Raw genomic sequence first — 12,282 nt, 5'->3', positions numbered from 1 at the left:
GCGGCGGCCTCAGGACAGGCAGGCGGCGTTGAGCGCGCCGACCGCCGACGACATCGTGCCCATCAGGGCGCCCATGCCGATATTGTTCGATTCGATGGCCGCGTCCATGTCGGGCAGCATGCGGGTGAGCGCGGCATAGACCAGCACCTGCACCAGCATGGCGCCGACCGACCACAACAGGAACATCGGGAAGGTGTCGTTGTGCTGGATGCTGGCCGACAGCGTGAAGCACAGCCCGAACACCGAGCCCGCCAGCGACAGCGCCGCGGCCATATTGCCCTGGCGGATCAGCGCGAACTCGCGGAACGGCGTGATCCTGGTGTAGACTCCGACGAACACGGCCAGCAGCACGAGGCTTGCGAGAAGGTGCAAGGCGTAGGCATAGACGGGTTGCATGGTGCGTGTTCCGAGGCAGGTTGCACGGCCGGACCGGCGGGGCCGGACCAGTGGTCCCCGGCGACCCCGTGGTAAGCGACCCTGTGATCAGCGACCAAGTATAGCCGCTGTCACGGCCGCAGTCCCTTCACCCGATCACATCGCAGCGATCCGAACCCGCACCCGCCCGGTGCGCCGTGCCTTCCTTTTCCCGTTTTTCCCCGCCGCCCGATGCGCGACCGTACCCTCGTCCTTTCCGTGCTGATCGTGGCCTCCTGCGGGCTGGGCTACGAACTGATCGCCGGCGCCCTGTCCAGCTACCTGCTGGGCGACTCCATCCTCCAGTTCTCTTCCATCATCGGCTGCTACCTGTTCGCCATGGGCGTGGGTTCGTGGCTGTCGCGCTACGTCAAGGACGAGGACGTGCTGGCACGCTTCGTCGATATCGAGATCCTGGTCGGCCTGCTCGGAGGCGTTTCCGCCGCGCTGCTGTTCGTGGTCTTCGCCTGGCTGTCGGCACCCTTCCGCGCCGCGCTGTACGCGCTGGTCTTCGTCATCGGCCTGCTGGTGGGCATGGAGATCCCGCTGGTGATGCGCATCTTCAACGCGCGCCGCGCGTCCTTCAGCGAACTGGTCAGCCGCGTGCTCACCTTCGACTACCTGGGCGCGCTCGCGGTCTCGCTGGTCTTCCCGCTGCTGCTGGCGCCGCGGCTCGGCCTGTCGCGCACGGGCTTCCTGTTCGGCATGTGCAACGCCGCCGTGGCCCTGTTCACCACGCGCGTGTTCCGCGCCGAGCTGCCCGACGTGGCCGGACGCACCATGCGCGCCATGGTCGTCATCGCGCTGCTGGGGGCCGGCTTCGCCGGCTCGGCCCGCCTCACCCACTGGGCCGAGCGAGGCCTGTTCGGCGACGAGATCATCCACAGCGAGACCACGCCCTACCAGCGCCTGGTCATCACCCGCTGGAAGGACGACCTGCGCCTCTACATCAACGGCAACCTGCAGTTCTCCTCGCGCGACGAGCACCGCTACCACGAGGCCCTGGTGCACCCGGCGCTGCAGGCCCTGCCGTGGGCGCGGCGCGTGCTGGTGATCGGCGGCGGCGACGGCCTGGCGGCGCGCGAGATCCTGCGCCACCGGCAGATCGAGCACATCACCCTGGTCGACCTGGATCCGGCCATGACCATGCTGTTCTCCCGGAGCGCGCCGCTGCGCGCCCTCAACCGCGACGCGCTGCGCGACCCGCGCCTGCACGTGGTCAACGCCGACGCGGCGCAATGGCTGGAACAGAACACCGAGGTCTTCGACGCCATCATCGTCGACCTGCCCGACCCCTCCAACTTCGGCCTCGGCAAGCTGTACTCGGTGCCGATGTACCGCCTGCTCGCCCACCACCTGGCGGAAAAGGGCTACGCGGTGATCCAGTCGACCTCGCCCTACTACGCGCCACGCTCGTTCTGGGACATCGACGCCACCCTGCGCGAAGCCGGCTTCCACACCTGGCCCTACCATGCCTACGTGCCCTCCTTCGGCGAATGGGGCTTCATCCTGGCCGGCAAGCGCAGCGACTACACGCCGCCCACGCGCTACGACATGCCGATGCGCTTCCTCGACGCCGCCAGCACCGCGCTGATGTTCCGCTTCCCCGCCGACATGGCGCCGCGCGCGGGCCAGCCGAACCGTCTCAACGAACAGACGCTGGTGCACGACTTCGAACAGGACTGGCGCGACGTCATCCGCTGACGCACCCGCCCCCGCTGCCCGCCCGATGGACCGTCGCCGCTTCCTGATCCATGGTGCCGCCGCAGCCGGCAGCGCCGCGCTGGCCGGCTGCGACCGCCTGGACGAGACTGCCGGCCGCTTCCTGGCCGGCCTCGGCCTGAGCGAACTGGAGCCCGCAGTGTTGCGGCCCGGCATGGCGCAAGGCCACGCGCTGCGCGACGCGCAGCGGTGGCCCGCGCCCGACGGCGAACTGCAGACCGAGGTCGCCATCCTCGGCAGCGGCGCCGCCGGACTGTCGGCCGCGTGGCAGCTGGCGCACGCCGGCCTGCGCGATTTCGTCGTGGTCGACGGACCGGAGTCCGGCGGCAACGCGGCCGCCGGCCGCTTCGGCCCGCTCGGCTTCCCGCGCGGCGCCCACTACCTGCCGCTGCCCTCGCCCGAGTCCGCCCATGTGCGCGAGATGCTGGCCGACCTCGGCGTGATCGAGCAGGACCCGTTCGGCATGCGGCCGCGCTTCGACGAGCGCGTGCTCGTCCACGCGCCCGACGAACGCGTGTTCTTCGCCGGCCGCTGGCAGGACGGCGTGCTGCCGGCCGAGGGCATAGGCGCGGACGATGCGGCGCAATGCGCGCGCTTCTTCGCCCGCGTCGAGGGGCTCAAGCAGGCGCGCGGCAGCGACGGCCGCAAGGCCTTCGCCATTCCGCTGGCCCTGTCCTCGCGCGATCCCGCCTGGACCGCGCTCGACCGCACCACGCTGCGCCAGTGGCTGCTGGACGAGGGCTTCACCTCACCGCTGCTGCACACCTATGCCGACTACTGCTGCCGCGACGACTACGGCGCCGGCCACGGCGCCATCTCCGCCTGGGCCGGCCTGCACTACTTCGCCAGCCGCGGCGGCCACGCGCAGAACGCGGCCGACGGCGCGGTCCTGACCTGGCCGGACGGCCTGCACGGCATGGTCAGGCTGCTGACGGCACGCGTCGACCATCTGCTCGGCACCCGGCCCGGCGCGCAGGCCCAGGGCTGGCGGCGTGCCGGCATGGCCCTGCGGGTGGAGGAACAGCGCGACGGCGTCACCGTGCTGTGCGCCAGCTGGCCCGCCTGCAATGGTTCCGGCGACGCCAGCTGCGCAGGCCCGCTGCCCCCGCCGCGCACCTGGCGCCTGCGCGCGCGCCGCGTGATCTGCGCCATGCCGCTGCATGTGGCCGGCCGCCTGCTGCCGCTGGGCCGCTTCGGCTTCGACGCAGCCCGCCACCTGCCGGCGCATGCCGCCTGGCTGGTGTCGAACTTCCGCCTGCAGGGCTTCCCAGCCGAAGCCGAGGGCGTGCCGCTGGCCTGGGACAACGTCGTGCACGGCTCGCGCGCGCTCGGCTATGTGGTCGCCACCCACCAATGGATACGCCAGGCCCGTCCCGCACAGACCGTGTTCACGGCCTACTGCCCGCTCGACGCCGCGGCCCTGGGCCCGGCCGGCGCCGCCTACGGCGCGGAACCCGGCGCGCCGGACGCGGTGCGCCACTGGCTGGCGCAGGCCAGCCCCGCCGAACTGATGGACTATGCCGTGACCGATCTGCGCCAGGTCTACGGCCGCGCCTTCTGGCGCCACGCCGACCGCGTCGAGATCACCGCGCGCGGCCATGCGATGGCCTCGCCGCGCCCCGGCTTCCTCGGCAATGCCGGCACGGCGGCGCTGCGCGCGGCCGATGGACGCATCCTGTTCGCCCACGCCGACCTGTCCGGGCTGTCGGTGTTCGAGGAGGCGGCATGGTGGGGCACGCGCGCCGCGCTGCGCATCGTCGGATAGGCCGTTTGCGGGCGACGGAGCGCCATCCCGGCATCACGCATACGGCACGCCCGGCCAGTGCCACGCGTCCGTGACCGCTGCGTACTGCTCCGCCGCAGGACAGGCCATCGGGCACGACCGCCCAGGCGAGCGGAAGCCGTGTCAGGCAGGTTGGCCGCCGCCCGGCCGCAACGCCATCGGCACGAAGGCAATGCCATCGCGCTCGACACGGGCGCCGGTGACCCGGAAGCCGAAGCGCTCATAGACCGGCACCGCATAGGGTGTCGAGTTGACCGTGAAGGCCTCGCGATTGCCGGCGGCCATGGCATCCGCCTTCGCGTGTTCCCACAGCAGGCGGCTCAGGCCCCGGCCCTGGAATGCCGGCGCGACGAACAGGTGATAGAGGTGGGTGGTGCCGCGCATCGCCACCACACCGGCCAGCTCACCATCGATGAAGCCCGCGGCATAGCGAAAGTCCGGGGCCGAGATATATCCGCGCACGGCCTCCGGCCCGATGCGGGCCAGAAAGCCTTCCGCGCCCAGGCCGTGCGGATCCAGCGTGAAGAAGCGGGAGACGCTCCGGATCAGGGAACTGATGCGTTCTGCGTCGTGAGGGGTGGCGGATCGGATTTCCATGGCGGTGATGGTATCGCCTCCCCTTCCCGTTGAAAAGAACCGGAAGGATCGCCCGAGGCGGATTCCTCAATGGCTGGCCAGGTTGTCAGAGCCCCCCTGGCTATGGCATGCTGTGCGAATGCACACGACGATGACCCCTGCCCTCCGCAACTGGTGGCGCTCCTGAAGGAGCGGCATCGTCACGTTTTTCCTGTCTTTTCCCCTGACCATGCCGCCGCAGACCGGCCGGCATCGCGTCATCTCCCTGCCTTACCCGTGCTGCGGCGGTTCCCGATGGAATGCCCCATGCACGATACGCAACACTCCAGTCAAGCTTCTCCCCAGGCCGCGCGCGAAGCGTCCGTTCCCGCGCCCGCCGCCAGCCCTGTCCGCCCCATCGTCCTGACCGGCGACCGCCCCACCGGAGCCTTGCACCTGGGCCACTACGCCGGTTCGCTGAAGAGCCGGCTGGCGCTGCAGGACACGCATGACCAGACCCTGCTGGTCGCCGACACCCAGGCCCTGACCGACAATGCCGACGACCCCGACAAGGTGCGGCGCAACGTGCTGGAAGTCGTGCTCGACTACCTGGCGGTCGGTATCGACCCCACCCGCACCACCATTGCGCTGCAGTCGGCCCTGCCGGCCCTGGCGGAACTGACACTGCTGTACATGAACTTCGTCACGGTGGCGCGGCTGGAGCGCAACCCCACCATCAAGGAAGAGATCCAGGCGCGCGGCTTCGGCCGCGACATCCCGGCCGGCTTCCTCTGCTATCCGGTCTCGCAGGCGGCCGATATCACCGCCTTCCGCGCCGGCGTGGTGCCGGTGGGCGAAGACCAGGCGCCGTTGATCGAGCAGACCAACGAGATCGTGCGCCGCATCAACCGGCAGGCCGGGCGCCCGGTGCTGACCGAAGCGCAGGCGCTGATCCCCACCATGGGACGGCTGCCCGGCGCGGACGGCAAGTCCAAGATGAGCAAATCGCAGGGCAATGCCATCCCGCTGTCGGCCAGCCCCGAGCAGATCCAGGCCGCGGTGCGCGGCATGTACACCGATCCGGGCCACCTGCGCGCGGCCGACCCGGGCAGGGTCGAGGGCAATGTGGTCTTCACTTACCTGGACGCCTTCGACGAAGACCACACCGAAGTCGAGCGGCTCAAAGCCGCCTACCGGGCCGGCGGCCTCGGCGACATGGTGGTCAAGCGCCGCCTGGACGAGACACTGCAAGCCCTGCTCGCCCCCATCCGCGAGCGCCGCGCGCAGCTGGCGCGCCACCCGGACTACCTGTTGGAGGTGCTGCGGCAGGGCACCGAACGCGCCCGCGCAGTCACGCAGCTGACCCTCGACGAGGTACGCGCCGGGCTCGGGCTGTTCTCGCTGTTCTCCGCTTCGCGCTGAGCCGAACCGGCACCGGGACAGGGACGACGCCGGCCCCGGTGCCGGCAAGGACTACAGCGGCAAACGCGCGCCGGAGAGCAATTGTTCGTAGATGAAGCAGTGCAGCAGGGTCAGCTCGCGCTCGCCGAGGCTGTCGAAAGCCACGCCGAAGGCGGGAAAGCCGGCGTCCTCGGCCTCCCCCGGCAGATTGCGCACCCGCGCGACGATGTCGAGTTCGCTGTCGGCGGCCGCGGTACGCAACTGGAAACGCAGGCGCACCCGGCTGCCCGGCGTGGGCGCCGGCTCGGCGGCATGCAGCAGCGCGCCCCCCAGGCTCAGGTCGGACAGCATGACGAGGCGCTCTTCGCCCTCGCCTCCCGCCTCCTTGCCCAGGAAGGCGGCGAGGCGTGTCGGCACGCGCGCGGCCTTGCGCACGGGGATCTGCTCCACATCGGTCGGAGCCGACAGCACCAGGTAGCGGAACGGGCTGCGGCACACCGCCGTGATGGTGGAGCGGAAGCTGTAGATGACCTGGCCGGAAAACCCCCGCAGCAGCAGCGACTCGCCCGCCTCGATCGCTTGCTCGCGGCCGCCCTGTTGCGGCCAGGAGATGAACAGGGCGTGCTCCATGAAGCCGATCAGGCGGCTCGCCGCGGCACGTTCGTTGTCTTCCGGACGCTTGGCATGCAGCAGCGTGCCGACCGGCAGCCCCAGCGGACCTTTGCCGGCGCGGCCGCTGTCTGCGTTCGGCCGCACCGGCTCGCTGTCCTGGCGGCACAGTTCACCCTGCCGGAATACCAGGGCGGCGTCGCGCGCATCGCGGATGATGTTGCCGCTGCCGAGCACGCAGTTGCCCTCGTCGTCGAACAGCGACCAGGGTAGCGGCTGCCCGAGCGGCAGATCGGTGAGAGAAAGGGGGATCAAGTCCATGCGCGACAAAGCCTCGACGAAAGCACGGCTGGCAGCCACAGACACTTGCCGTGCCCGGCGGCGCCAGCCACCCGATGCGCGTGCTAACGGCGCGCCGGCGCGAAAATTAAGCTTCCGTGACAGGCACGCTGCGTCCGCCATGCGCCTGCCCGAAGCAAAGCGATGATGCGCGGACGGCCGGCGCACCACCAGCTCCAGGCGCCACATTCCGGCATGGCCGCACTTGACGGCGCCGGCCGGGCTCAGCAGAATACGCCCATCGCCCCATGCTGTCTGACAGCCTGACAGATTCAAGCCACGCCGATGGATACCCTGAGCCGCCCTGCATCGCTCGCCACCCGCATCGCCGACGCCCTGCGCGCCGACATCGCAGCCGGCCGCTTCGCGCCCGGCGCGCGCCTGCCGGCCGAAGCCGCGCTGGCGCAAGCCTTCGGCGTGAGCCGCCCGATCGTGCGCGAAGCCATCGCCCTGCTGAAGGCGGACGGCGTACTGCTGACCCGCAAGGGATCCGGCGCCTATGTGTCGGACACGCCCGGCGGGCAGGTCTGGCGCGTCAACAGCGCACCGGACGGGGGACCGACACCGGTCCAGCTGTTCGAGCTGCGCATGGTGGTGGAGACCGCCTGCGCCGAGATGGCGGCCGCACGGCGCACCGAGGCCGACCTTGCCGCCATCCGTGCGGCGCTGGAGGCGATGCGCACCCGCGCCGGTGACTTCGCCGGCGCGGCAGCTGCCGACGTGGCCTTCCACCACGCGATCGCCGCCGCCGCGCACAACCCCTGTTTCACCGGCCTGACCGACCTGGTCGGCCAGCACCTGCTGCAAGCCCGCCAGACGGCCTGGGAAAACGCCGCCCGTTTCCGCGGCGGCCACGGCGCCGCGGATGCCGAGCACGCTGCCCTGGTCGAGGCCATCGCCGCCGCCAATCCGGCTGCCGCGCGCCAGGCGGCACGCCGGCACCTGCTGGCGGCGGCACGGCGCATGGGCCTGGAACCGGGCTGAGGCCAGCCGGGCGCGCCGCGCAGGCGCCATGACGAACGGCAAGGAACAGAAACCTGTGACCGGTCACTGGCTGCTAGCTCACCGGTAGCTCGCCGGTAGCTCGCCGGTCACTGGCAACAACGAACAACGAAAAGGAAGCAAGATGGAACAAGTGGATTGCGTGGTGATCGGCGCCGGCGTGGTCGGCCTGGCGGTAGCGCGGGCGCTGGCGCAGCAGGGCCGCGAGGTGATCATCCTGGAAGCGGAGAATGCCTTCGGCACCATCACCAGCGCGCGCAACAGCGAAGTGATCCACGCCGGCATCTACTACCCGGCCGGCTCGCTGAAGGCGGAGCTGTGCGTGCGCGGCAAGGCCATGCTCTACGACTACTGTGCCGACCACCATGTCAGCCACCAGCGCTGCGGCAAGCTGATCGTGGCCACCAGCCAGGAGCAGGTTGCCACGCTGGACGGCATCCGCGCCAAGGCGGCCGCCAACGGCGTGGACGACCTGCGCTTGCTGTCGCGCGACGAGGCGCGCGCGCTGGAACCACAGCTCGAATGCCAGGCCGCGCTGTTGTCGCCGTCCACCGGCATCATCGACAGCCATGGCCTGATGACGGCGCTGCTGGGCGATGCCGAGCGTGCCGGCGCCATGCTGGCCGTGCAGTCGCCGGTGCTGTCCGGCGCGGCCGGCGACACCGGCATCCGGCTCGAGGTCGGCGCCGCCGACGGCGCAGGCACCACCACGCTGCTGGCACGCAGCGTCGTCAATGCCGCCGGCCTGACGGCCCCCGCCTTGGCGCGCCGCATCGCCGGCCTGCCCGCTGAGCATATCCCGCCGCAGTATTACGCCAAGGGCTGCTATTTCACGCTGGCCGGCCGCGCCCCCTTCTCGCGGCTGATCTACCCGGTGCCCGAGGCCGCCGGCCTGGGTGTGCACCTGACGCTCGACCTGGGCGGCCAGGCACGCTTCGGCCCGAACGTGCATTGGATCGACGAGATCGAGTATGGCGTCGACCCGTCGGACGCCGACAGTTTCTATGGCGAGGTGCGCCGCTACTGGCCCGGACTGGCCGACGGCACGCTGCAGCCGGGCTATGCCGGCATCCGCCCCAAGATCAGCGGACCGGGCGAGACCGCGGCCGACTTCCGCATCGACGGCCCCGCCGTGCACGGCGTGCCGGGGCTGGTCAACCTGTTCGGCATCGAGTCACCGGGGCTGACGTCTTCCCTCGCCATCGGCGAGCGCGTGGCCGCCCTGCTCGCCTGAACAGCGCCGCGCCTCAGCCTGCGGCCGGCAGCGCCGGCCGTGCCTCGCCAGCGAAGCTCAGCCAGGCGCACAGCGCGCCCAGCAGGGCCGCCAGCGCGGCCAGCCCGAAGGTGTGCTCGGGACCGAGCGCTTTCCAGGTCCAGCCCATCGCCAGTCCGCCCAGGGTGCCGCCCAGGCCGTAGGAAATCCCGGTGTAGAGCGCCTGCCCGCGCCCCTGCAGCGGCCCGGCGAACCAATGCTGCAGGCGCTTGAGGCTGGCGCTGTGGTGCGCGGCGAAGGTCGCCGCGTGCAGCAGTTGCACCGCCGCCATCAGCCAGGCCAGTTGCCCGAAGTAACCGGTCAGGCCGAAACGCAGCGCCGCCAGCAGGAAGGTCCCGGCCAGGATCGCGCGCAGCGGCACCCGTGCGAACAGGCGGCCCTGATAGAAGAAGAACACGATCTCGGCCACCACGCCGATGGTCCACATCACGCCGATGGCGAACTTGCTGTAGCCGAGCCGTTCCAGGTACAGCGAATAGAACACGTAGAGCGCTGCGTGCGCGAACATCATCAGGAAGGATGCGCCCAGGAACCAGGCCACGTCGGCACGCCGCAGCAGCGGCATGGCCGGCGGCGGCCGCGTGCGCGGCCCCTCCTCCGGCGCATCCCGCATTCCTGCCACCACCAGCGTGAACAGCGCGAGCGTGGCGCTTGCCAGCCACGGGAAAGCGTCGATGCCGACCCGCTCGAACAAGGCCCCGCCCAGCAGTACCGCGGCGATGAAGCCGGCCGAGCCGAACATGCGGATGCGGCCATAACGGTGGTCGAAGGCGCCATGGCGGCGCAAGGTGGAGATGGTCAGCGCGTCGCCCAGCGGTGACATGGCGCTGGTGATCAGGTTGAGGCCGAGCATCATGGCCACCATGGCGCCGTAGCCATGCACGCCGGGCACCACCAGGAAGGCCAGCAGCGCGCACACGGCGGTGAAGCGCAGGATGCGCACGCGGGTATGGGTGACGTCGGACAGCCAGCCCCACAGATAGGGCCCGGCGATGCGGGTGACCTGGAAACAGGCCATCAGCACGCCGATCTGCAGCGCCGAGAAGCCGCGGCCGGCAAAGAACAGGCTGACGTAGGGCGACACCACCCCCACGTAGCTGTAGTAGCCCAGGTAGAACAGGCCGAAGCGCGTCAGCGGCACGCGCGCGCCCGCGGCCTGGCCGGCGGGCTGCAACTCAGCCTTGTTGCGGAGCCTGGGCCGGGATGCGCGGCGTGTCCACGCGCACGTCGCCGCACTGAGCGCGGTGGCGCAAGGCGTGGTCGATCAGCACCAGCGCCAGCATGGCTTCGGCGATCGGGGTGGCGCGGATGCCCACGCAGGGATCGTGGCGGCCGAAGGTCTCGACGGTGGCGGCCTGGCCGGCCTTGTCGATCGATTCGCGCGGCGTGCGGATGCTGGAGGTCGGCTTGATCGCCAGCGAGGCCGTGATGTCCTGGCCGGTCGAGATACCGCCCAGCACGCCGCCCGCGTTATTGCTGCGGAATCCGGCAGCGGTCAGTTCGTCGCCGTGCTGGCTGCCGCGCTGCGCGACGCTGTCGAAGCCGGCGCCGATCTGCACACCCTTGACCGCGTTGATGCCCATCAGCGCATAGGCGATGTCGGCATCGAGCTTGTCGAACAAGGGCTCGCCCAGGCCGACCGGCACCTGGCTGGCCACCACCTCGATGCGCGCGCCGACCGAGTCGCCGTCGCGCCGCAGCGCATCCATATAGGTTTCCAGTTCCGGCACGATGTCGGCATTGGGCACGAAGAAGGGGTTCTCGCCGACCTGCGACCAGTCGACGAAGGGCACCTCGATCTCGCCCAGCTGCGACAGGTAGCCGCGGATCTCGGTGCCGTACTGCTCGCGCAGCCATTTCTTGGCCACCGCGCCGGCCGCTACCACGGGCGCCGTCAGGCGGGCCGACGAGCGGCCGCCGCCGCGGTGATCGCGGATGCCGTACTTCTGCCAGTAGGTGTAGTCGGCGTGGCCGGGGCGGAAGGTCTCGACGATATTGCCGTAGTCCTTGCTGCGCTGGTCGGTGTTGCGGATCAGCAGGCAGATCGGCGTGCCGGTGGTCTTGCCCTCGAACACGCCCGACAGGATCTCGACCTGGTCGGCTTCCTGGCGCTGCGTCACGTGGCGGGAAGTGCCGGGACGGCGGCGGTCCAGGTCGCCCTGGATATCCGCCTCGCTCAGCGCCATGCCCGGCGGGCAGCCGTCGATCACCGCACCGATGGCCGGGCCATGCGATTCGCCGAAAGTCGTGACAGTGAAGAGCAGGCCTAAGGTATTGCCGGACATGATGGGGAGCGCACAGGAAGAGGGAACGGCCTACATTGTAAGGCCATTGTGCCGCTTTGCCCCAGCCGTGCCGCGCACTCAGGCGGCAGCTGCCGGCCATGGCGCGGGCGGCACCGCCGCCGGCGCGGCCAGCTCCGGATAGTAGCAGCGGCGCATGCGTTCGACGTAGGCCACCACATTGGCATGCGAGGCCGCCGCCGCGCGGATCGGCGACTCGAACGCCGGCGCCAGCGCCCCCATGGCGAAGGCGAACAGCGTGGCGTCTGCGCCACATGGGCGATCACCCATCAGGTAAGGCTTGTCGCCCAGGATATCGGCCACGGAGGCCATGCCCTTGGCGGCCAGCGCCAGCAGCTCCTCCGGCGCATGCCGGCCCAGCCCCTGCGCCCACAGCGCCTGCCTGACCTTGCGCCGCACCAGGGCCTCGACCAGCCCGCGCAGCGGCGCCGGCACCGCGCGGAAGAACTGCGCCGGCCCCTTGGCGAAGTTGTCGCCCTCGAGCCAGCGCATGCGGGCGATGGCCCAGTACAGGTTATCCTCCAGCAGCTTCTCCACCGCCCAGGCGATGCCGCGCTCGGCGGCGCTGAGACCCTCGTCGAAATCGATGTGGTAGGTCTTTTCGAGATGCCAGCGGATCAGCGTCGAATCCGCCACGATGCGGCCGCTGTCGTCCAGGTAGGGCAACTTGCCCTTGGGTGCCCGCCGCAGGCTGCCGCGCTCGGAACGGTACGGCAGGCCCGCCAGCTTGAGCAGCATGTCCGCCTTGGTGACGAACGGGCTGGCATCCGGCAGGCCGAAGGCCGGCCCGAAGGTGTAGAGGACGATCATCGCTACCTGCTCCCGGGAAGATGAAGACTGCGCCGGAGCGCACGGGGCAGCCCCGGCACCACGTCCGGCAC

Annotated in this window: 11 protein-coding genes; 5 read left to right on the top strand and 6 right to left on the bottom strand. The window is 70.6% G+C overall.

Features of this window, described 5'->3' with window-relative positions:
- Window positions 1-9 precede the first annotated feature (9 nt).
- Window positions 10-396 (bottom strand): DUF350 domain-containing protein, encoded by a 387-nt coding sequence (locus BKK80_RS09730; RefSeq protein ID WP_071012357.1) that lies wholly within the window; start codon window positions 394-396, stop codon window positions 10-12.
- 210 nt (window positions 397-606) lie between these two features.
- Between BKK80_RS09730 and BKK80_RS09725 the strand changes: the two genes are divergently transcribed.
- Window positions 607-2,118, top strand: a complete 1,512-nt coding sequence (locus BKK80_RS09725) for a polyamine aminopropyltransferase (RefSeq protein ID WP_071069225.1) — start codon at window positions 607-609, stop codon at window positions 2,116-2,118.
- Between the two features lie 25 nt (window positions 2,119-2,143).
- Window positions 2,144-3,901, top strand: coding sequence for an NAD(P)-binding protein (locus BKK80_RS09720; protein ID WP_071012354.1), 1,758 nt, complete (start codon window positions 2,144-2,146; stop codon window positions 3,899-3,901).
- 141 nt (window positions 3,902-4,042) lie between these two features.
- Here the strand turns inward: BKK80_RS09720 and BKK80_RS09715 are convergent, their stop codons facing one another.
- Window positions 4,043-4,516 carry a GNAT family N-acetyltransferase gene (locus BKK80_RS09715; protein WP_071012352.1) on the bottom strand — a complete coding sequence of 158 codons (474 nt, stop codon included), beginning with the start codon at window positions 4,514-4,516 and terminating at the stop codon, window positions 4,043-4,045.
- Window positions 4,517-4,801: 285 nt separating this feature from the next.
- Between BKK80_RS09715 and trpS the strand changes: the two genes are divergently transcribed.
- Window positions 4,802-5,896 (top strand): tryptophan--tRNA ligase, encoded by a 1,095-nt coding sequence (gene trpS / locus BKK80_RS09710; protein ID WP_156811189.1) that lies wholly within the window; start codon window positions 4,802-4,804, stop codon window positions 5,894-5,896.
- 51 nt (window positions 5,897-5,947) lie between these two features.
- Here trpS and BKK80_RS09705 read toward each other — a convergent pair whose 3' ends face one another.
- Complete coding sequence (locus BKK80_RS09705) at window positions 5,948-6,799, bottom strand: flagellar brake protein (RefSeq protein ID WP_071038412.1); 852 nt, start codon at window positions 6,797-6,799, stop codon at window positions 5,948-5,950.
- A 309-nt stretch (window positions 6,800-7,108) separates the two neighbouring features.
- Here BKK80_RS09705 and BKK80_RS09700 point away from each other — a divergent pair, with 309 nt between their 5' ends.
- Both BKK80_RS09700 and BKK80_RS09695 read left to right on the top strand, forming a co-directional pair.
- Window positions 7,109-7,807, top strand: coding sequence for a FadR/GntR family transcriptional regulator (locus BKK80_RS09700; protein WP_071012350.1), 699 nt, complete (start codon window positions 7,109-7,111; stop codon window positions 7,805-7,807).
- 142 nt (window positions 7,808-7,949) lie between these two features.
- Window positions 7,950-9,059 carry an NAD(P)/FAD-dependent oxidoreductase gene (locus tag BKK80_RS09695; protein ID WP_071037112.1) on the top strand — a complete coding sequence of 370 codons (1,110 nt, stop codon included), beginning with the start codon at window positions 7,950-7,952 and terminating at the stop codon, window positions 9,057-9,059.
- 13 nt (window positions 9,060-9,072) lie between these two features.
- On the opposite strand, the gene BKK80_RS09690 is transcribed toward BKK80_RS09695, so the two are convergent.
- The 3 genes from BKK80_RS09690 to BKK80_RS09680 all read right to left on the bottom strand — a co-directional run bounded on the left by BKK80_RS09690 (window position 9,073) and on the right by BKK80_RS09680 (window position 12,211).
- Window positions 9,073-10,272: an MFS transporter gene (locus tag BKK80_RS09690; protein ID WP_071037114.1), complete on the bottom strand. Its 1,200-nt coding sequence runs from the start codon at window positions 10,270-10,272 to the stop codon at window positions 9,073-9,075.
- 1 nt (window position 10,273) lies between these two features.
- Window positions 10,274-11,383 (bottom strand): chorismate synthase, encoded by a 1,110-nt coding sequence (gene aroC, locus BKK80_RS09685; RefSeq protein ID WP_071012344.1) that lies wholly within the window; start codon window positions 11,381-11,383, stop codon window positions 10,274-10,276.
- A gap of 78 nt (window positions 11,384-11,461) precedes the next feature.
- The gene (locus BKK80_RS09680; RefSeq protein WP_071012342.1) at window positions 11,462-12,211 is read right to left on the bottom strand and encodes a glutathione S-transferase C-terminal domain-containing protein; all 750 of its coding nucleotides are present in this window, start codon (window positions 12,209-12,211) and stop codon (window positions 11,462-11,464) included.
- Window positions 12,212-12,282 lie beyond the last annotated feature (71 nt).

It is taken from the genome of Cupriavidus malaysiensis (genome assembly GCF_001854325.1).
Classification (GTDB): Bacteria; Pseudomonadota; Gammaproteobacteria; order Burkholderiales; family Burkholderiaceae; genus Cupriavidus; species Cupriavidus malaysiensis.
This window is presented reverse-complemented; position numbering and strand designations above follow the sequence as displayed.